27 protein-coding genes are annotated in these 17,688 nt (G+C 71.3%); 24 read left to right on the forward strand and 3 right to left on the reverse strand.

Features of this window, described 5'->3' with window-relative positions; all coding sequences use genetic code 11:
- Window positions 1–14 precede the first annotated feature (14 nt).
- The 19 genes from LZ495_RS31640 to LZ495_RS31730 all read left to right on the forward strand — a co-directional run bounded on the left by LZ495_RS31640 (window position 15) and on the right by LZ495_RS31730 (window position 13,439).
- Window positions 15–707 carry a DUF7239 family protein gene (locus LZ495_RS31640; protein WP_235056392.1) on the forward strand — a complete coding sequence of 231 codons (693 nt, stop codon included), beginning with the start codon at window positions 15–17 and terminating at the stop codon, window positions 705–707.
- Window positions 708–769: 62 nt separating this feature from the next.
- Window positions 770–1,624, forward strand: coding sequence for a phage major capsid protein (locus LZ495_RS31645; protein WP_235056393.1), 855 nt, complete (start codon window positions 770–772; stop codon window positions 1,622–1,624).
- Window positions 1,624–1,776 carry a hypothetical protein gene (locus LZ495_RS31650; protein ID WP_235056394.1) on the forward strand — a complete coding sequence of 51 codons (153 nt, stop codon included), beginning with the start codon at window positions 1,624–1,626 and terminating at the stop codon, window positions 1,774–1,776. The genes LZ495_RS31645 and LZ495_RS31650 overlap by 1 nt, the downstream gene beginning before the upstream one ends.
- A 4-nt stretch (window positions 1,777–1,780) precedes the next feature.
- Complete coding sequence (locus LZ495_RS31655; RefSeq protein WP_235056395.1) at window positions 1,781–2,188, forward strand: hypothetical protein; 408 nt, start codon at window positions 1,781–1,783, stop codon at window positions 2,186–2,188.
- Window positions 2,176–2,499: a hypothetical protein gene (locus tag LZ495_RS31660; RefSeq protein WP_235056396.1), complete on the forward strand. Its 324-nt coding sequence runs from the start codon at window positions 2,176–2,178 to the stop codon at window positions 2,497–2,499. The genes LZ495_RS31655 and LZ495_RS31660 overlap by 13 nt, the downstream gene beginning before the upstream one ends.
- A complete protein-coding gene (locus tag LZ495_RS31665; RefSeq protein ID WP_372498671.1) occupies window positions 2,496–2,846 on the forward strand; it encodes a hypothetical protein in 351 nt (116 codons plus the stop codon). Before LZ495_RS31660 ends, LZ495_RS31665 begins: the two co-directional genes overlap by 4 nt.
- On the forward strand, window positions 2,843–3,283 hold the full coding sequence (locus LZ495_RS31670; RefSeq protein WP_235056397.1) for a minor capsid protein: 441 nt from the start codon (window positions 2,843–2,845) through the stop codon (window positions 3,281–3,283). The genes LZ495_RS31665 and LZ495_RS31670 overlap by 4 nt, the downstream gene beginning before the upstream one ends.
- A 16-nt stretch (window positions 3,284–3,299) precedes the next feature.
- Window positions 3,300–4,034 (forward strand): phage tail tube protein, encoded by a 735-nt coding sequence (locus LZ495_RS31675; protein WP_235056398.1) that lies wholly within the window; start codon window positions 3,300–3,302, stop codon window positions 4,032–4,034.
- 1 nt (window position 4,035) lies between these two features.
- Window positions 4,036–4,521, forward strand: coding sequence for a DUF7426 family protein (locus LZ495_RS31680; protein WP_235056399.1), 486 nt, complete (start codon window positions 4,036–4,038; stop codon window positions 4,519–4,521).
- A gap of 178 nt (window positions 4,522–4,699) precedes the next feature.
- Window positions 4,700–7,801: a phage tail tape measure protein gene (locus LZ495_RS31685; protein ID WP_235056400.1), complete on the forward strand. Its 3,102-nt coding sequence runs from the start codon at window positions 4,700–4,702 to the stop codon at window positions 7,799–7,801.
- Window positions 7,802–7,814: 13 nt separating this feature from the next.
- Complete coding sequence (locus LZ495_RS31690; RefSeq protein WP_235056401.1) at window positions 7,815–8,711, forward strand: phage distal tail protein; 897 nt, start codon at window positions 7,815–7,817, stop codon at window positions 8,709–8,711.
- A gap of 16 nt (window positions 8,712–8,727) precedes the next feature.
- The gene (locus LZ495_RS31695) at window positions 8,728–9,810 is read left to right on the forward strand and encodes a hypothetical protein (RefSeq protein ID WP_235056402.1); all 1,083 of its coding nucleotides are present in this window, start codon (window positions 8,728–8,730) and stop codon (window positions 9,808–9,810) included.
- Window positions 9,807–10,904 carry a hypothetical protein gene (locus LZ495_RS31700; RefSeq protein ID WP_235056403.1) on the forward strand — a complete coding sequence of 366 codons (1,098 nt, stop codon included), beginning with the start codon at window positions 9,807–9,809 and terminating at the stop codon, window positions 10,902–10,904. Before LZ495_RS31695 ends, LZ495_RS31700 begins: the two co-directional genes overlap by 4 nt.
- Window positions 10,904–11,632: a hypothetical protein gene (locus tag LZ495_RS31705; RefSeq protein WP_235056404.1), complete on the forward strand. Its 729-nt coding sequence runs from the start codon at window positions 10,904–10,906 to the stop codon at window positions 11,630–11,632. Before LZ495_RS31700 ends, LZ495_RS31705 begins: the two co-directional genes overlap by 1 nt.
- Window positions 11,629–11,835 (forward strand): hypothetical protein, encoded by a 207-nt coding sequence (locus tag LZ495_RS31710; RefSeq protein WP_235056405.1) that lies wholly within the window; start codon window positions 11,629–11,631, stop codon window positions 11,833–11,835. Before LZ495_RS31705 ends, LZ495_RS31710 begins: the two co-directional genes overlap by 4 nt.
- Before the next feature lie 53 nt (window positions 11,836–11,888).
- Window positions 11,889–12,038, forward strand: a complete 150-nt coding sequence (locus LZ495_RS31715; RefSeq protein ID WP_235056406.1) for a hypothetical protein — start codon at window positions 11,889–11,891, stop codon at window positions 12,036–12,038.
- Window positions 12,035–12,853: a peptidoglycan-binding protein gene (locus LZ495_RS31720; protein ID WP_235056407.1), complete on the forward strand. Its 819-nt coding sequence runs from the start codon at window positions 12,035–12,037 to the stop codon at window positions 12,851–12,853. The genes LZ495_RS31715 and LZ495_RS31720 overlap by 4 nt, the downstream gene beginning before the upstream one ends.
- Complete coding sequence (locus LZ495_RS31725; protein ID WP_235056408.1) at window positions 12,844–13,110, forward strand: hypothetical protein; 267 nt, start codon at window positions 12,844–12,846, stop codon at window positions 13,108–13,110. Before LZ495_RS31720 ends, LZ495_RS31725 begins: the two co-directional genes overlap by 10 nt.
- Window positions 13,107–13,439 carry a hypothetical protein gene (locus LZ495_RS31730; RefSeq protein WP_235056409.1) on the forward strand — a complete coding sequence of 111 codons (333 nt, stop codon included), beginning with the start codon at window positions 13,107–13,109 and terminating at the stop codon, window positions 13,437–13,439. Before LZ495_RS31725 ends, LZ495_RS31730 begins: the two co-directional genes overlap by 4 nt.
- A gap of 53 nt (window positions 13,440–13,492) precedes the next feature.
- Here the strand turns inward: LZ495_RS31730 and LZ495_RS31735 are convergent, their stop codons facing one another.
- Window positions 13,493–14,065 (reverse strand): hypothetical protein, encoded by a 573-nt coding sequence (locus tag LZ495_RS31735; RefSeq protein ID WP_235056410.1) that lies wholly within the window; start codon window positions 14,063–14,065, stop codon window positions 13,493–13,495.
- Window positions 14,066–14,151: 86 nt separating this feature from the next.
- Between LZ495_RS31735 and LZ495_RS31740 the strand changes: the two genes are divergently transcribed.
- Window positions 14,152–14,355, forward strand: coding sequence for a hypothetical protein (locus LZ495_RS31740; RefSeq protein WP_235056411.1), 204 nt, complete (start codon window positions 14,152–14,154; stop codon window positions 14,353–14,355).
- On the opposite strand, the gene LZ495_RS31745 is transcribed toward LZ495_RS31740, so the two are convergent.
- On the reverse strand, window positions 14,352–14,741 hold the full coding sequence (locus LZ495_RS31745) for a hypothetical protein (protein ID WP_235056412.1): 390 nt from the start codon (window positions 14,739–14,741) through the stop codon (window positions 14,352–14,354). The two genes, LZ495_RS31740 and LZ495_RS31745, sit on opposite strands and share 4 nt — an antisense overlap.
- A gap of 127 nt (window positions 14,742–14,868) precedes the next feature.
- On the opposite strand from LZ495_RS31745, the gene LZ495_RS31750 reads away from it, so the two are divergent.
- The 4 genes from LZ495_RS31750 (at window position 14,869) to LZ495_RS31765 (ending at window position 17,194) form a co-directional block, all read left to right on the forward strand.
- Window positions 14,869–15,099, forward strand: a complete 231-nt coding sequence (locus LZ495_RS31750) for a hypothetical protein (protein ID WP_235056413.1) — start codon at window positions 14,869–14,871, stop codon at window positions 15,097–15,099.
- A gap of 4 nt (window positions 15,100–15,103) precedes the next feature.
- Window positions 15,104–15,583 carry a DUF6879 family protein gene (locus LZ495_RS31755; protein WP_235056460.1) on the forward strand — a complete coding sequence of 160 codons (480 nt, stop codon included), beginning with the start codon at window positions 15,104–15,106 and terminating at the stop codon, window positions 15,581–15,583.
- A gap of 2 nt (window positions 15,584–15,585) precedes the next feature.
- The gene (locus tag LZ495_RS31760) at window positions 15,586–16,431 is read left to right on the forward strand and encodes a helix-turn-helix domain-containing protein (RefSeq protein ID WP_235056414.1); all 846 of its coding nucleotides are present in this window, start codon (window positions 15,586–15,588) and stop codon (window positions 16,429–16,431) included.
- 592 nt (window positions 16,432–17,023) lie between these two features.
- Window positions 17,024–17,194 carry a hypothetical protein gene (locus tag LZ495_RS31765; protein ID WP_235056415.1) on the forward strand — a complete coding sequence of 57 codons (171 nt, stop codon included), beginning with the start codon at window positions 17,024–17,026 and terminating at the stop codon, window positions 17,192–17,194.
- A gap of 142 nt (window positions 17,195–17,336) precedes the next feature.
- On the opposite strand, the gene LZ495_RS45060 is transcribed toward LZ495_RS31765, so the two are convergent.
- Window positions 17,337–17,567: a helix-turn-helix domain-containing protein gene (locus tag LZ495_RS45060; RefSeq protein ID WP_235056416.1), complete on the reverse strand. Its 231-nt coding sequence runs from the start codon at window positions 17,565–17,567 to the stop codon at window positions 17,337–17,339.
- Window positions 17,568–17,688: the final 121 nt, after the last annotated feature.

Here is a 17,688-nt window from a genome sequence, read left to right on the forward strand (position 1 = left end):
AGGAGGCCTCACCCATGACCACCCCGACCCCCGCGGCACCCACCAGTGATCCGGCGTCCACGCAGGCCCCGGCGGCCCCGCAGACGCCCGCGCCGGCCACGCCTGCCGCGCCCGCGATCCCCGCGGCACCGGCAACTCCCGCGGCCCCGGCGGCCGCACCGGCAGCCGAACCGCAGGACGTAGCGTCGCTGCCCGTCTGGGCACAGCAGGAGATCCGCGAGGCCCGCGCCGACGCGGCCCGCTACCGCCAGCAGGCCCGCGACGCACAGCAGGCGGCCCCGCCCGCCCCCGTGGCGCCGGTCGACGTGCCCGACGGCGACATCAGCCGACTGCCCCGATGGGCACAGACCCAGGTCACCACCGGGCAGGACGCGGCCCGTCAGCTCGCCGTACAGACCGCCGTGATCTCCGCGGCGCCCGGCGCCGGAATCGACATCACCCGGGTCCTGGACTCGCAGGCCACCATGGCCGCCCTCGCCCAGGTCGACCCGACCGACGCGGCGGCCGTCTCCGCAGCGCTCGCCACCGCGCTGACGACGCATCCGCACCTCGCCGCCACGCTGGCCGGCCCGCCGCGCGGCGGCTCCGACTTCAGCACGCAGCCCGCCACCGTCACCCCCGCGGATTTCCAGCGCATGGGCTACGGCGAGCGCGCCGAACTGAAGGCCGCCAACCCCGACCTGTACCGGCAGCTCGCCGGCACCTGATCTGTCCGGCTCCGGCCGGGCACCAACGCCCGGCGCCCGCGCCGGAGAAGGAGCCCTGACTCATGGCTCAGACCACCGCCGCCATGGTGATCGACCCCGAGGTCTACGCCGACATGGCGCAGGCCCGGTTCCTCGGCGCCGTCCGCGTCGCCGGATCCCCGGCTGTCCTGGAGGACGCCTCCCTGGAGGGCGTGCCGGGCTCGACGATCACGTTCCCGAAGTGGAACACCATTGGCGAGATGGACAACCTCACCGAGACCGTGGCCATGGTCCCGGTCGCGATGGGCACCGACGAGGCGACCGCCACCATCAAGGAGGTCGGTAAGTCGGTCGAGATCACCGACAAGTCCCGCTTGGTCTCGCTCGGCGACCCGGTCGACGAGGCGGCCCGGCAGTTCGGTGTCATGGCCGCCCGCAAGGTCGACGCGGACCTGATCACCCAGGCGCAGGCCGACGAGACCGCGCAGGGCGGCAGCACCCCGCTGGCCGTGACCGCATCCGCCGGTCAGACCACGTTCACCTACGCACGGTTCCTCGACGGCGTGAAGTTGTTCGGGGACGAGTGGGAACCGTCGGACTTCGCCGGGCTGTTCATCAACTCCGCCCAGGTCGTCGAAGCTTTCAACGAGGACAAGTTCATCTCGGCGGACAAGCTCGGCTCGGCCGGCCTGCCGGTCGCCCGCGGCCAGATCGGCGCGATCATGGGCGTGCCGCTGTATGTCACCGACCGAGTCGCCGCGAAGAAGCTGCTGTTCCTCAAGAACAACAGCCTCGGCCTGCTGTACAAGCGCCGGCCCCTGGTCGAGACCGACCGCGACATCCTCGCCCGCGCCACGGTCGTCGCCTCGACGATCCACTACGCCGTGAAGCGCCTGGATGACCGGGCCGTCGGCGTGGTCACCCTGGCGGCGTCCTGATGGGGATGCTGCTGCGCCGCCACCGCGCGGCCGACGAGACACCGCCCGAGACGGACACCCCGGACGCCCCGAAGGCCGCCAAGCCCTCGGGGCGTTCGCGTTCCAAGGGGACGCCGGCCCCCGCCGACGAGGCGGACAGCGACAGGGGGTGAGGGCATGCCCCGACCCACCTACGCTACGTACGACGACTACATCGCCCGGCCCGGTGCCGGCACCCCGCCCGACGACATCGAGCAGCGGCTCACAGACGCGTCGCGCCGACTGGACCGGTTCCTGATCAGTGCGGTGTACGACGTCGGCACTGACGGCGCCCCGATCGACGCCGATGTCGCCGAGGCGTTCGCGGTCGCCACGTGCGAGATCGCCCGGTCCGAACTGCGCGCGGACGACGGCGACGACGGCCGCACGGTGTCCGTCACGGCCGGGCCGGTCAGCATGACGCGCTCCGGCCCGGATCTCGTACTCGCAGGCGAGCAGCTGCCCAACCGGGCGCTGGACGTCCTCGGCTCGCTGCCGTGCGACGTGTTCCGGCTCGGCGTCATCACCGGGGCGTGCTCATGGTGACCCGGGTCCCGGCCGCGCTGCTCGTCGACACGGTGAGCGTCACGCCGTACACCGGCGAGGGCTCGCACGGGCCGCAGTACGGCACGTCGGCGGCCGTCGCGTGCCTGCTGACGGAGCGCACGCAGCTCGTCAGGGCGCCCGACGGGCGTGAGGTCACGTCGGGTGCCTCGTACATCACCACGCCCGACCACGCCCCGCCGCCCGGCTCTCTCGTGACGCTGCCCGGCGGCCGTCAGACAACCGTCATCACCGTGCAACGCGTCGGCCAGGGGCTGCCCGTCCCGGCCAACTCGGAGGTGATGCTCCAGTGACCCGAGCCCGCCTCACTCTCAACATCCAGCAGGCCGTAAGGGGCATGCGCGAGGGCGCCGCGCGCGGGCTGCTGCTCGGTGCCGAGCACGTCCTCGACGAGTCGTCCCGGCAGGTCCCCCTCGACGAGGCCACGCTCCAGCGCAGCGGGACCGTCAGCGTCGACGAGGGGACGCTCACCGCGGCCATCTCCTACGACCAGCCGTACGCGGTCCGGCAGCACGAGGATCTGAGCCTCAACCACCCGATGCCTGGCCGCAACGCCAAGTACTTGGAGCGGCCGCTCATCGCCGAGGCCGGCACGGTCGGCGAGATCATCGCGGCCGAGACGCGCAGGTCGCTGCAATGAGCTGGACGTCGCAGCTCCTGGACGGCCTCGCGCAGCACCTGCACGACCGTGGGCTCGGCGTGTATCGGCCGAACGGCGTCTACCTGCCGGGCGACATCGCGATCGTCGTCGGCACCCTGCCGCCCACCCCCGACCGCGTCATCTGCCTCACCTCGTACAACGTGTCGCGCCCCGGGGGCCTGGCCACGGCCGCGGTCATGGTGCAGATCCGCGTGCGCGGGCCCGCCGGCGACTCCCGCAGCGCGGACGCGATCGGCGATCCGGTGTGCGAGGAACTCGACGACGCCCGCGACCTCGTGCTCGGCGGCATCCCCGTGACGCAGATCCTCCACGCCTCCGGCCCGGCGCCGATCGGCACCGATGCCCTCGGCCGGCCGGAGCGCACCGACAACCACCAGGTCTGGGCCGAGCGCCCGACCGCGGCCTATCCCGACTGACGAGGAGTCAGCACCCATGGCACTCACCATCACCGGGGCCGTCCCGAACACCGGCTCCGAGGACGGCGGCACGCTCGTCCAGATCACCGGCACCGACCTGAATACGGTCACCGGTGTGACGATCGGCGGCGAGGCCGCACAGTTCGAGATCATCGCCCCGACCCTGATTCACGCCATCGCTCCGGCCCATGCCGTCGGTGCCGTCAACATCGTCGTCACCAACGGCAGCACCCCGCAGACGCTCACGGCAGGGTTCACCTACACGGCGTCCACCATCGACGACGAGGAACTCGTCGCGACCCTGGCCCGCGAATGGGCGATCGACTTCAACATGGCTGCGGCCGGGGTGACCCCGAAGGACTACCTGAGCGTGCGGGCGGTCCGCAACATGGTCCCGAAGGTCACGCCGACCATGCAGGACGACAGCGACTACGAAAACGAGGGCTGGACCAGCCAGGCGAAGACCATGCTGGGATGGGAGATCACGCTCACGATCTCCCGGAAGGTCGGCCGCGTGTCCGGGCAGTACCCGCGTTCGGTCGAGCGCCTGCGCGCGTGCGCCACGCAGTTTGGCGGCGACGGGCTCGCCGACGTTCGCTGGTACAAGCGGAGGCCGGGCGACGAGGCGTACCAGGGTGTGGCGCACGTCAACTGGGACCCGCAGGGCGGCGAGGCCGCCAACCTGGACGAGGTGCAGTGCATCCTGACCGGCAACGGGAAGCGCACCGAGATCATGAACCCGACGGTCTGACATGGCACTCACCGACCTGTCGGGCATCGGGCTCGACGACGAGACCCTGGAACTCCCCATCCACGGGGAGACGTACGCGTTCAAGGCGGTCGGTGCCCGGTTCGGGCGCGCGTTCCGCAAGGCCGCGACGAGCGGCGTGATGGACCGCGAACTCCTGCCGGACGACCCGAACTCCGACGAGTACCGGCATCTGTTCGGCGACCAGTACGCCACCATGCTGGACCTGCTCTCCGATCCCGAGTGGCAGCACGTCACCAACACCCTGGCCGCCTGGATCCTCGGCGGCCGCACCTACGCCGAGCAGGTGTGGGAGAGGGCCGTCCCGGAACGCACGGCCCCGGCGGCGGGCTCGTCGGCCGGGGCACGGTCGACGAAGACGGCTTCTACGAGTGGTACGAGTACCGCCAAGGCCACGAGCCGCCGCCCGGCCAAGAAGGCGGCGGCCCGCGCGTCGGGTGGACGGACCTCTTCCAGCACGAAGACCTGATCGAGGCGGATTTCGCCGAGGTCTACGGCATCGACTACGGGCAGGCCCTCGACACCCACTCATGGCGCTGGCTGAGAGTGCGCATCGAGGGTCTGCTCCGCCGTGACTGCACCCTGACCGCCGCTCTACGCGCCGCGAGCCCTACCGCGGCGGCCTGACGCCACGGAGGTGATCCGCCGTGGCGCTGACCGTCGGCACCCTGACCGCGTACATCGAGCTGGACGACCGCGCGCTTACGCAGACGGCGGCGCGAGCTGAGCGCACCATCGGGCAGCTCGCGCAGCAGGTCACCGCGACGACCGAGCGCGCGGGCGAGCAGGCCGGGCAGAACCTCGCCGCTGGGGTCCAGGCTGGCGCGCAGCAGGCAGCCACCCGTGCAGGCGCCACGCTCGCCGAGGTTGCCCAGGCCGCAGCTCGCGCAGGCCAGACCGGCGGGGAGGCACTCGGCCAAGGTCTCGCGGACGGCACGCAGGCCGGGGCACAGCAAGCCGGGCGCGCTGCCGACGCTGGTCTCGCTGCGGTGGCTCAGGCCGCCGCGGCCGCGGGTGCTGCTGCCGGTCAGCGCCTGGACACCGAACTTACGGCAGGCGCGCGTGAGGCCGGTGAGGATGCCGGGCAGGCGCTGGACCGGACGCTCGGCGACGCGGCCGAGGACGCTGGCCAGGATGCCGGGGAGCAGGCCGGGGAAGGTCTTCAGGACGGCCTGTCGGCGGCGGACGCCGGCCTCGCCGCGGTCGCCCTGGCCCTGGGCGCGACGTTCATCGCCGGGTTTGCCAGCGCGTTGGAAAACGATGCGGCCTCGGGGCTGCTACAGGCACAGCTCGGGACGACAGACGAGGTGGCCGCCCAGCACGGCAAGATCGCGGGCGACCTGTACGGCACGGCGCTCGTCGAGTCGGTGGCCGATGCCGCGGACGTGATCCGCGGCATCGCACAGCAAGGCCTGTTGCCGCCGAACGCGACGAACGCGCAGATCCACGACATGGGCAAGCGCGTGGCCACGGCCGCCGCGGTCATGGGCGAGGACGTCTCCAAAGTTTCCCGGGCCGTCGGCACGATGCTGAAGTCCGGCATCGCACAGTCCGCCGACGAGGCAATCGACATCCTCGTGGCCGGCACGCAGCGCGGCGCCAACGCGGCCGAAGACCTGTTGGACACGTTCGCGGAGTACCCGACCCAGTTCCGCGACCTGGGCCTGTCCGCCGAAGAGGCAATGGGGCTGCTCCAGCAGGGCCTTCAGGGCGGCGCGCGCGACGCTGACACCGTCGCCGACGGGCTCAAAGAGTTCGCGATCCGCGCCAAGGACATGTCGACGACGTCGGTCGAAGGCTTCGAGGCGATCGGCTTGTCGGCCCGCGAGATGGCCGCGATCTTCGCCAAGGGCGGGCCGGCCGCCCGCGATGCACTCCAGACGGTCATCGCTGGACTGAACGCGATGGAAGACCCAGTCGCGCGCAACACGGCCGGCGTCAACCTGTTCGGCACCAAGTTCGAGGACATGCAGCAGGCGTTCTACAGCCTGGACCCGGACAGCGCGGTAGCCGCGCTCGGCCAGGTCGAGGGCGCCACGGACCTCGCCACTCGGGCGCTGTCCGAGACGGCGTCCGCGCGCATCGAGCGGTTCAAGCGGTCCGTCGAGCACGGCGTCACCGAGGTCATCGGCAACTCGGTCATCCCGGCCTTGATGGACATGGCCACGTTCGCCAAGAACCTCTGGGAGGGCATGCCTGAGGAGGGGCAGGCGGCTATCAAGGTGCTGACGGTGGCCGGGCTGGTCATCGGCGCCGTGACGCTGACGTTCTCGCTGGCCTCGCGGGCCGCCGCAGGGTTCCGTACGTGGCTGGCGGCGGTGCAGACGCAGGCGACCGCCACGAGTATGGCCATGCGCGGGCTCCAGCTGTCGATGGGCATCATCGGCGTCGCACTCGTTGCGGCTACCACCGTGATGTCGCTGTTCGGGTCCGCGTCCCGCGACGCGAAGATGGAGAGCTCCGGTTTCGCGCGGAGCTTGGAGCAGGACGCCGGCCGGATCGGCAAGGCCACCCGCGAGCAGGCCCGCGCCGCTTTGGAGGCCCAGGGCCTCGGCGAGGCCGCACAAAAGGCCGGCATCGGCATGGACCGCATGGTCGATGCTGTGCTCGGCGTAGGCGGCGCATCCGAGGAAGTCAACGCGAAATTCAAGGCCTACACGGACACCATTGAGGGCAATGCGGGCGCGATGTCCCGCGGCGAGCTACAGCAAAAGTACTTCGAGAAAGCGCTCTCCGATGCGCAGGGAACCATGGAGTCCGGCCGCGAGGAATACGAGCGCACGCAGCAGGTGCAGGAGGCCTACACCGAGACGACCGACGACGCCACGTCGGCGGTCGAAGACCAGGAGAAGGCCCTCGACGAGCTTGGCAAGGCCTTCGATGCGCTGCGCGGCCAGTTCCTCGACGCCCGCGCTGCCCAGGCTGAAGTCGAGGCTGCGGTCGACGAGTTCACGGATTCGGTTCGTGAAAACGGCAGGACGTTGGACCTCAACACGGAGAAAGGCCGAACGAACGATGCGGCCCTGCGCGACTTGGTCGACTCCGCGTACTCGCTCAGCGAGGCGACGCTCCGGCAGACCGGATCGACGGAGCAGGCGAATTCGGTCTTGCTTCAGCAGCGTGAGCGGTTCGCGCAGGTGCTGACGCAGATGGGCTACACCCGGGCCGAGGTCGACCGGCTGACTCAGCAGTACTTCTTGATCCCCGAGAACGTCGGGACGATGGTCTCGGTCGACGCCGGCAAGGCGTTTGGGGTCCTCGGCGGCCTGGCCGCGTCCCTGTCGGCGCTGCCGTCCACGAAGAAGATCACGCTTGATGTGTCGGTCAGCCAGGCCATGAACAAGGCGTTCAGCCGGTTCGACTTCGCGGACGGCGGCATCATCAAGTCCTACGCGGACGGCGCGCACGAGGCGCAGATCGCCCGCCCAGGCACGATCCGCGTCTGGAACGAGTACGAGGCGGGAGGCGAGGCGTACGTCCCCCTGGCCACGTCGAAGCGCGGCCGCTCAACGGCGATCCTCCGGCAGGTAGCGCAGCAGTTCGGCTACCAGCTGCTCCCCGCGCGGGCGCAGTCGGGCGCGCGCCCGGTGGACTCCGGCGGCGGTGGCGGTTCGTCGTCGGCGGGCTCGACGTGGACCGCGGCGGGCGCCCGCGGGGGCGGGCTGAACATCACCAACTACTACGAGTCCGATAGCGGCGGCGCGCGCGAGACAGCGGCCGAGCTGGACTGGCTCGCCCGCAACGGCTGACAGGGGGTGGGCCGTGGCCGGTGAGCTGGTGACCCGGGCCGGATTGATCGAGTGGGCGGGCCTGCTGTTCGGCGGCCGGCCCCTGCCCTGGCGGTTCCGTGCGATCGAAGGATGGGAGGAACTTCCGGCGCTCGACGATGCGTCGGCGTTGCGGTCGGGTGCGCACGGCGCCGACGTCGGGCAGCTGCTCGCGCAGCCCCGCATCGTGACCCTGGACGGGGTCATCACCTCCGACCAGGTCGGCGTCGACGTCGCGGCGCTCAACCGCGCCACGACCGTTCGGGACGGCGAGCAGCCGCTCGTGGTGTGGCTCGACGACCGCGGGCCGCTGCTCGCGCACGGCCGCGTGGTGCGCCGCCGCGTCCCGACCGAGCGCGAGTACGCCCTCGGGATCTCGTTCGGTTGGGCGGTGCAGTGGGTGTGCTCGGACCCGCGGCGCTACGACCTGGCCGAGCAGCAGGCCGCCACGGGCCTGCCCGTCCCGGAGCCGGGCCTCGACTGGGGCACGTCTCCGGCCGGCCTGGACTGGACGACGGGCGCGGGCGGCCTGGACTGGGGCGCGCCCGGGGCGACCGGCGACATCCTCGCGGTCAACTCCGGCAACGCCCCCGCGCATCCAACGATCACCATCACGGGCCCGGTGCAGACTCCGACGCTCCTCGATGTCGTCTCCGGCGCCCGGCTGGAGTACGACCTCACGCTCGCCGTCGGCGACGTGCTGACCGTGGACACCGCGGCGGGGTCGGTGCTGCTCGGCGGTGCCGACCGGCTGTCCAGCGTCACGGCCCGCAGCGTCCCGGAGCAGACCTTCCTATTCGAGCCGGGCGAGACCGCGCTCGCGTACCGCTCTGCCGACCTCACCCCGACCGCATCCACGTGCACCGTGACGTGGCGCTCCGCCTACTGGTGACCCCGGAGGTACCGACATGACCGTGATCGCCGGATGGCTCACCAACCGCGGCGACCCTGCCGGAGGGCAGACGCGCGCCGGCACCCGGCTCCTGGCGCTCGGCGCCGGTTACCCGACCGCGGCCACCGCTGTGCGGTCCGGGCTGCTGCCGGGCGGCTCGCCGTGCCAGGTGACCGGGTCCGGGATGACCGTGACCGTGGCGATCGGCCGCGGCATGATGCAGGGCTCGGCGGCCGCCGGAGCGTACCCGGTCGCGGTCACCGCGCCCGATGCGGTGGTCGTGACCAACGGCGACCCCAGCAACCCCAGGCGCGACATCGTCGGCATCCGCGTCTACGACAGCCTCGTTGACGGCTCGGGCTTCTACAAAGCGCAGGTAGAGATCCTGCAAGGCGCGGCGGCGCCGTCGCCGGTCGACCCGACCCCGCCGGTCGGCGCCGTGTGGCTGCCGCTCGCGCGCCTGCGCATCCCTGCCGGCGCCTCCGCCGGTTCGCCCCCGACCTGGGGCAGCATCATCGACGACCTGAGGACGTACACCGTCGGTCCTGGCGGCGTCCTCCCGGACCCCGCGAATACCGCGGTCGGCGCGTACACGGACCAGGTCCGGATGCGCAGCAACCGCCTGGAGCGGTGGTCGGGTTCGGCCTGGGTGGAGTGCGACCTCCCGTCCGCGATCACCGCGGACGCGTATGCCGACTGGATCCCGACGTGGTCATCGTCCCTCGGGTCGGTCGCCATCGCGGACGGCTACATGTACGGCAAGAGCCACCGCGTGGCCCGGATGGCCAACGGCTACCTCAAGTTCAAGATCGGCCCGTCCACGAACGTCGGGTCCGCAGGCGGGCAGTGGCGCTGGACCATCCCCTACGCGGCACGGGTGTTCATCGACACCGACGACGTCACCGTGGGCAGCGCACGGGCGTTCCGGCCCGGCATCAGCAACTACATCGGCGTCGTGATGCTGAACCGCCCCGGCGGGTACTTCTACATCGCCGGCAACGCGGCCAACGCGTGGGGCAACGGGACCGGGCCGTGGCCGAGCACGCCGACCAACGGCGACATCGTGACGTTCCAGTACAGCTACGAGACCGCGGCGTGATCGGCACCCGCGTCCTGTTCGCCGACCTGCGCACCGACGCTCTCATCGATGTCCTGCCGGTCGACGGCCTCGGCTACGACGCCTACGTCGGCAAAACAGGCTCGCTGCGCGGCACGATTCCGGTCCCGTCGGCGGCAGTTGCTCGCAGGTGCATGCGGCTACTGCCGGCGCGCACCGCGGTGTGGCTGGAGCAGGACGGCCGGATCGCCTGGGGCGGGATCCTGTGGACACGGACGCCGACGACCGACGACCGCGGCCGCGCGTCCATGCCCATCCAGGCCGCCACGTTCGAGTCCTACTTCGACCATCGGATCCTGTACGACTCGCTGTCCGCGACCGGCACCGACCAACTCGCCATCGCGCGCCAGCTGGTGGACTACGCGCAGGCCGTGACCGGCGGGGACATCGGCATCGAGGTGGATCCCGCGCAGATGTCCGGGGTGCTGCGCGACCGCACGTACTCGAGGTACGACCACGGGCGCGTGCGCGCGGTCCTGGACCAACTCGCCAGCGTGGAGGACGGGTTCGAATGGCTGGTCCAGCCGTGGCGTGACGACGCCGGGATCCGGCACAAGTCCCTGCGCCTGGGCTACCCGCGGCTGACCGCGGGGTCTGCGGACGTCGTCCTCGACTACCCGGGCCGGATCCGGGCGTTCGCGTGGCCTGAGGACGCGTCCGGGCAGGCCACCGCGTGGCAGTCCCGCGGCGCCAGCACCAATCAGAACCAGGCCGCGGCGTCCACGCCGTTGCTGTCGCCGCTGCTCACCTACCCCGACCTGCTCGACGCCGGATGGCCGCGCCTCGACGGCACCTCCGACTACACCACGGTCACCACGCAGGCCGTACTCGACGAGCACGCCGCCGCGGACATCGCCGCCGCCCGCACGTCCCGCCTCATCCCCGAGGTCACCATCGGCCTGGCCGGCGGGTATCCGGTGCCGCCGCTGGGTGCGCACGTGCGCCTGCGGATCCGCGACCAGGTGTGGCACCCGGACGGCTTGTCGGCCCGATACCGGGTCGTCGGCGCCTCCGTGCAGCCTCCCGCCCGCGGCCAGCATCCGACGGCGCGGCTCTACCTTGAGGAGGCCGCGTAGTGGCACAGGTGCCTCAGGATCTGCTCGATCGGATCCGCGAGTTGGAAGAGGCGGTCCGGCGCCTGGAGGGCCGGTCGCAGATCCGCCCGGCCCAGGACCAGATCCTCGGCGGCTCCGTCACGGTGGGCAACGGAGGGATCTTCCGCGTGCTCGACACGGACGGCTCTTCGCTGCTCTACACGGGCGGGATTGGCCCGGCGCACCCGGACGGCAGTCCGCAGCGCGGGACGCTGATGTACCGCGAGACCGGCGAGATGGCCCTCGCGCTCTACACCACGACGTCCGGTCCGCAAGACCTCGTGATCATGGACATGGACGCGAACCACGTCCTGAAGACCGGCCCGCTCGGCCTCAAGAAACCCTGGATCCCGGTCGGGCTCTACCCCGGCTATCCCTCGTGGGCGACGACATGGCCGAGCACCTCGTCCGCGACGATGGAACAGGTCCTCATCGGCGAGGTCGTCAAAGCAGCTGAGCGGATCCGCGTCGTGGCGATGGTCAGTTCATCCGCCGGCGGCGTGACAGGCGAGGCCCAGGTGTTCCTGAACAACGTAGCGATCGGCAGCCCGCAGGCCGTGGGGTTCGCGTTCGACTGGCTTGTCGTGACCACCGACCTGCCCGGCAGCGTCGGCGACACGATCCAGATCGAGGTACGGGCGCGCGTGACCGGCGGCGCCGGATCGATCCGCGCCCGCGCCCACTCGGCCTGGTGCGGAGGTGACATGTGACCACGCCCGAGCCACCGGCCGACGAGATGCCCGGCCTACCACCGCCCGCGCCCGCAGTGCCCCGGGTCGACGACGGCCCGCCCCCCGAACCGCTACCCCTGCCGCCCGATCCTGAGCCCCCGGTGCCGGGCGAGGTCGTCGTCACCGACCCCGCCCCGGACCCGATCGAACTGCCGCCGCCCGAGCCCACCGCGGCGATCTGACCCCCGAACCCCGGCCGCGTGCCGGGGTTTTCCCATGTCCCCAGGAGAGTCCCATGTCCGAACCGACCGAGACCGGTGACGTCTACGCCGAGTCCGCCGGCGACCCCGGCAAGGCCGCCGACCTTCCGGCAACCACCGGATGGGATCCGGAGTCCGGCACGCCCGACACCGAGCACGCCGAGCAGGACGGAGAGAGCGCATGATCACCGCCGCTGATGTGATCGCGGTCGCCCGCCCGGAGGTCGGCGTTCGCGAGGGCCGAAGCGAGAGCGGCCACCCGAACAACATCGTCAAGTACGCGCCGCAAGTCCCGGGCCTGGGTTGGGCGCAGGGCATGGCGTGGTGCGCCGTGTTCGTGTCGTGGTGCGCGATGGTGGCCGGCGCCGCGGACCTGTTCCCGCGCACTGCCTCGTGCGCCACGGGGCTGCGGTGGTTCCGGGAACGCGGCCGCGTCTCCGAGTACCCGGCGGTCGGCGCTCAGGTGTTCTTCGGTGCGCCTGGATCCCCGTACGGGCCGGGCGGCACGCATACCGGACTGGTGTACGCGTACGACGCGACGTACATCTACACGATCGAGGGGAACACGAACGCCACCGGCAGCCCCGAGGGCGACGGCGTCTACCTGAAGAAGCGCCTGCGCCGCGACCCGTACGTCCACGCGTATGGCTACCCGGCGTACGCGGGCGGGATCGTGTCGGCTGATCCGGCGTGGGCCCGCCAGGCGCCGCCCAAGCCTGCCCCGGTCCCGGTCCCGACACCGGCCCCGGCGCCGCCTGCGTTCCCGGGGGCGGGCGCGTTCCGGCTCAACGCCGCGCACTCGGCGGTGACGCTGCTTGACCAGCGGCTGATTGCGAAGGGCTACGTACGGCACCACAACGGCGACGGCTATCAGGCCGGCCCCGTGTTCACCATCTTCACGCTGCGGAACGTGCGGGACTTCCAGCGCGCGCAGGGCTGGAGCGGCACGGACGCCGACGGCTACCCGGGCCCGGAGACGTGGAGGCGGCTGTGGCTGTGACCGACCGGCGGGACGCCGCCCGGCGCACCATCCGCACCGTGGTGCAGACGGCCATCGCGATCGCCGCTGCGCTGCCGCTGCTCGTCGCCGCGTCGGGCCTGCCCGAGTCCCTGCCCGGCGTGGGCGTGGCCCTGGCGGTCGCCGCCGGGTTCACCCGCGTCATGGCGCTGCCCGCGGTGGACGCCCTGTTGCCGCGGTGGCTGCGGCTAGCCGATCCGGACGCGGACCTCCGCCAGGCCCTGGAGCGTCGCGAGTGACGGCGTCCACGCCGATCCCCGACGGCAGCGTGATCATCACCCCGACTGAGGTCTACCGGGAGCTGAGAGCCACGCACGACGCAGTACGCGACGTCGCCGCCAAACTCGACGGCATCGCGCAGGACATCGGCGACCACACCGAGACCATCGAGGACCACGAGACCCGGATCCGGGCGCTGGAGCGGACCGCGCTCAAGGAGGACGACGTCACGTCGTTGCGTGCCGACGTCGAGTCCCTGAAGCACGCTCGCTGGCCGCTCCCGTCGATTGCTGCTGTCACCGGTCTTGCCGCGCTGGGCATCACCGTGTGGACCGCATCCGGACGCTGAACCGCCCCCGCTCACCTTCGGGTGGGCGGGGGCGGTTTCGTCGTTCCCGGCGGTCAGTACGTCGGGCAGAGGTGCTGGTGTACGACGTCGAGAATGCGGCTCGCCTTCGAGAGCCCGAACCCTTCGGGATGGTCCGGACTGCTGAACCGCTGGTTCGTCAGATCGACGAGCTTCGTCCGGTCGCCCTTGTGGTCCTTGATGCTGCGGCACTGATTGCGGCCCCGGTCGACGGCTTTCTCTTCCTTGCCGTGGACGATGTCAGGGTCTATCGCCTTCAGGTCACGGATGTAGGCGGCCCAGGTCGTAGCGTCGGGCTCTGGCGGGTATCCGGCCTCGGCGAGGATGCTGGCGCGCTGCTCGGCAGTCAGCCCGTCGCCGGCCTGTGTGGCAGTAACGCGTGCGGTCGGCGGGCTGCTCTCGTCGTCGTCGTCTCCGCCGACGATGCTGACGGCGACGACCAGGGCGACGATGATGACGACCGCTGCGACGATCCACACCGCCATCGGTGTCCGCTGCGGTGGCGGTGGCGGCGGTCCCCAGCTTGGGCCGGCCCCGTACGCCCCGGTCTGAGGCTGGTACGGGTACTGCTCGGGTTGCTGCGGCCCCCACGGCTGCTGACTGCTCATGCCCACCCCCACGGTTTGTGGGGGCGACGGTACAGCGATCTGCGTGCACCTGGGCGTGATTCTCAGGACCGCCCTACGGTGGAAGCGTGAGCGAGGATGCCCCGACCCGATGCGAGACCTGCGGCCAGCCCTGCGCGGCGACGCCGTTCGGTCCGCTGTGCTCGTGGGACTGCTTCGATGTCGTGCCCGACGACCCGGCGGCCGCGGCCGAGCGGATGGCCGGAGCACCGGCAGCGTTCGCATACTTCCTGCGGCTCGGCCCCGGCGTCCGAGTCGACGACGAGGGCTAGAGCCGCGGGTTCCAGCGCTCCCCGCGGAGCGCCTGCTCGACGAGCCGCACCTCACGGTCCAGGGCCGCGGCCCGTCCGCCGACGTCCTGGTAGGCGGCCAGGAGCGCGCCGAGTTGCTCGTCGCCGACGTCCGGGAGATCTGCGCGGGCCTCGCCGTAGCCCCATCGCGCCGCGTGCAGCACCGCGCCTACGTGCTGGACGGCCATGCGCGCGAGGAGCTCGGGGTGCCGGCGCAGGATCTCGTGCCTGCGGTACTCGGGCGGGAGTACCTCACGGAGCCAGTTGACCGCGGACTCCTGCCAGTCCTCGGTGCCGGGCGGCCGGACAGCAGACGGCCACCCGGGAGGCGCGACGCCATCCCGGCCACGTGGCCGAATATCGCTCATACGTTCGATTCTGGCACATCTGGCTCTACCCGCATCCGTGCAAGTTCGTGCACACTCATGGCTATCAGCCGTCACGCCGCGCACACTCGTACGCACAGAACGTCCGCCACGGCACAGGAGGCCCACCATGGCACTGCACCGGCTCGGCAAGGACCCGGAGAGCCCCAACGGGGGCAGCCCCACCGTCTGGTACGACGATGAGACCGACCAGTACCTGTTGCAGGGCAACACCGTCACGGACCCCGCCCGCCTGGCAGAAGTGAACGCCCCCGCCCACGAGACCGTCATCGAGTTCCCGCGCCGCATGATGCAGTTCTTCCCGGAGGTGAACGGTGGCCAGCCCGGCCGTGATCAATGACCTGATGCGCGCCTGCCGGCGGTCCGCAGTGCACCTGGAGATGCGGGACGCCTACATGCTCGACGAGGCGTACGACGACTGGCAGGCCGGGCGCCTGTTCGATCCGGCCGAACGCTGGCCGGAGTGGACCGCGCTCATGGCGTCCACCACGGGCAGGGGCGTCGCGATCCGGCGGGCCCGGATCGTGTCGGAGCCCGTCAGCGACTACATCCGGTACGAGCACAGCGTCACGACCACGCACAACGTGGGCGGCGGAGAGCAGGTGCGCTGGCTGCCACGCCGCCGCGCGACGGACATCCCGCTGCCGGGCAACGACTTCTGGTTGTTCGATGGCGAGACCCTCGCGGTCAACCACTTCAGCGGTGACGGCGACTGGCTGGACGTCGAAGTGACCGAGGACCCGGCCGTCGTGAAGCTCTGCGCCGAGGCGTTCGAGTCCGTGTGGGAGCGCGCCGTGCCGCACGCGGAGTACCGGCTGCACTGACCATGTCCGAGCAGTCCAGCAGCGTCGCCGAGGCCCGCCGCGCCCTCGCTCAGCGCCTGCGCGAGATCCGGCTCGATGCCGGTCTCACCGCGCGGGCGCTCGCGGGCGCGGCGGGCTGGCACGAGTCGAAGTGCTCGCGTCTGGAGCACGGCCGCACCCCGCCGTCGGATGCGGACCTGCGTGCCTGGACGCGCTATTGCGGCGTCCCCGGCCTGGCGCCGGACCTGATCGCCGCCGCCCGCGGCATCGACGGCATGTACGTGGAGTGGCGCCGCATGGAGCGCGCCGGCCTGCGCCACGCGCAGGAGTCTGTGGTGCCCCTGTGGGAGCGCACGCGACAGTTCCGGATCTACTCGTCGTGGCTCATCCCCGGGCCGGTCCAGACCCCGGCGTACATCCGGGCGCTGCTCACCGCGCTGCGCGACCGCCGCCAGCTCGCCGACGACATCGACGCCGCGGTTGAGGTACGCGTCGCCAAGCAAGCCCTGTTGCATGGGCCGCGGCAGTTCGCCGTGCTCCTGGAGGAGAGCGCGCTCCGGGTGCGCATCGGCGGTGCGGAGACGATGGCCGGCCAGCTCGGGCACTTGCTCGCGGTGGCGTCGCTGCCGTCTGTCTCGCTCGGCATCATCCCGGCGGCCGCCGACCGGTCCGCGTTGTGGCCGACCGAGACGTTCTTCATGTTCGACTCGGAGCAGGTGGCCGTGGAGCTGGTGTCCGCGCACCTGACGGTCACTCAGCCGCGCGAGATCCGGATGTACGAGGACGTGTTCGCCGCGTTGGCCGAGCTGGCCGTCTACGGCGCCGACGCACGGGCCCTGATCACGGCGGCGATTACTGCGCTCGGGTGAACGTGTGCAAGTTCGTACACACTCCTGGACCCCAGCGTGCGCGGATTTCTACGGTCGATGCATGGACGCCCCCACCATGCAGAGGGGCCGCATTGCGTGTGGCATCTGCCAGCGCTGCGGCGTCCCCATGAACCCCCTCGTACAAGTGCACCGCGGCCACCGATCGGTCGACCATCCGGTCTGCCAGGCCTGCGCGCCGATCCGACGGCCAAGCTGATGCCGGCCGGGCGGATTGCCGCAATCTCACGCGCGAGCGTGCTGCCGGTTCTGCCGTGGTCGTCCGCGGAGTGCTCCATCTGCGGACGACGCGCCCCGACGGTCCCCGTGGCGGATGCGGTGACGTCCTGCGCCACGTGCCTGCGGCGCCTGGCTCAGCGGGAGTTGAACCTCCAGCAGATAGCGGCCGGGGCGCCTCAGATTCCCGCGCCTGCGATGGCGCCGTGGGGGGCGCCTGCGCTCCCGCATGCGTTCGTGCACTGCGAGCGCTGCATGCCCCAGGCGCTGGACCCTACGGCGTTCGTTGCGGTCGTCGGCGGATTCCTGTGTCCCCCGTGCCTCGGCGACGTCGCGGCAGAGCAGGACGGGGCCGCGGATGCCGACGGCGTGTGAGGTGTGCGCGTCGCGCCTGGCGGACACCGAGGTGCGCGACCTGGCCCAAGACGGCCGCCCGGTCGCCATGTGCGCGCCGTGCGGAATCACCAGGCTGGTCGCGATGAACCGCGCTCGCCTGCGCGCGGCGTCAAGTGATGCGCAGGCGGCCTGACCGGTGCGAACTTGCGGGACGCGTCCCGCAGATGGGCCCACATGGGTGAATTCGTAGGTTTGTCATTCCATGCTGAACTGATCGGCGCTACGGTTCGGGACTCATTGCCGTGCGGAAGTGACGATTCCGCATCCCGCGGTGATCACTGGGTCAGGTCTGCGAGGGGGATCCGAAGCTCATGCGCTATACGCAGCAGGACCGAGTAGGTCGGATCCATCGTGGCGTACTCGATGCGGTGGATCGTGCGCCAGCTGACACCGCAGCGCTCCGCCAGTTCTTCTTGCGTGAGGTCTGCATAGAGACGCGCTGCCCGGACCTTGGCCCCTAGGGCCCGCTGTTGGGCGAGGACCCAGTCCGGCTGATCGTGGTGCACCCCGCATAGGGTTGCGTGATCATGATGCCGTGTCCCTGACTGGCCAGTCAGATTTTTTGATCTTGAACAGCGAGCGGCGGCGCACCCACAGAGCGCCCGGGGGAAGTGCACCCCCGGGCAA

The organism is Yinghuangia soli (assembly GCF_021502675.1).
Lineage (GTDB): Bacteria > Actinomycetota > Actinomycetes > Streptomycetales > Streptomycetaceae > Yinghuangia > Yinghuangia soli.

Excerpts from the sequence above, each read along its gene's own strand:
- LZ495_RS31735 (WP_235056410.1), bottom strand. The coding sequence starts at position 14,065 with ATGAGCAGTCAGCAGCCGTGGGGGCCGCAGCAACCCGAGCAGTACCCG.
- LZ495_RS31760 (WP_235056414.1), top strand. The coding sequence starts at position 15,586 with ATGTCCGAGCAGTCCAGCAGCGTCGCCGAGGCCCGCCGCGCCCTCGCT.
- LZ495_RS31755 (WP_235056460.1), top strand. The coding sequence starts at position 15,104 with ATGCGCGCCTGCCGGCGGTCCGCAGTGCACCTGGAGATGCGGGACGCC.
- LZ495_RS31655 (WP_235056395.1), top strand. The coding sequence starts at position 1,781 with ATGCCCCGACCCACCTACGCTACGTACGACGACTACATCGCCCGGCCC.
- LZ495_RS31720 (WP_235056407.1), top strand. The coding sequence starts at position 12,035 with ATGATCACCGCCGCTGATGTGATCGCGGTCGCCCGCCCGGAGGTCGGC.
- LZ495_RS31750 (WP_235056413.1), top strand. The coding sequence starts at position 14,869 with ATGGCACTGCACCGGCTCGGCAAGGACCCGGAGAGCCCCAACGGGGGC.
- LZ495_RS31675 (WP_235056398.1), top strand. The coding sequence starts at position 3,300 with ATGGCACTCACCATCACCGGGGCCGTCCCGAACACCGGCTCCGAGGAC.
- LZ495_RS31640 (WP_235056392.1), top strand. The coding sequence starts at position 15 with ATGACCACCCCGACCCCCGCGGCACCCACCAGTGATCCGGCGTCCACG.
- LZ495_RS31680 (WP_235056399.1), top strand. The coding sequence starts at position 4,036 with ATGGCACTCACCGACCTGTCGGGCATCGGGCTCGACGACGAGACCCTG.
- LZ495_RS31650 (WP_235056394.1), top strand. The coding sequence starts at position 1,624 with ATGGGGATGCTGCTGCGCCGCCACCGCGCGGCCGACGAGACACCGCCC.
- LZ495_RS31670 (WP_235056397.1), top strand. The coding sequence starts at position 2,843 with ATGAGCTGGACGTCGCAGCTCCTGGACGGCCTCGCGCAGCACCTGCAC.
- LZ495_RS31645 (WP_235056393.1), top strand. The coding sequence starts at position 770 with ATGGCTCAGACCACCGCCGCCATGGTGATCGACCCCGAGGTCTACGCC.
- LZ495_RS31695 (WP_235056402.1), top strand. The coding sequence starts at position 8,728 with ATGACCGTGATCGCCGGATGGCTCACCAACCGCGGCGACCCTGCCGGA.
- LZ495_RS31765 (WP_235056415.1), top strand. The coding sequence starts at position 17,024 with ATGCCGACGGCGTGTGAGGTGTGCGCGTCGCGCCTGGCGGACACCGAG.
- LZ495_RS31745 (WP_235056412.1), bottom strand. The coding sequence starts at position 14,741 with ATGAGCGATATTCGGCCACGTGGCCGGGATGGCGTCGCGCCTCCCGGG.
- LZ495_RS31715 (WP_235056406.1), top strand. The coding sequence starts at position 11,889 with ATGTCCGAACCGACCGAGACCGGTGACGTCTACGCCGAGTCCGCCGGC.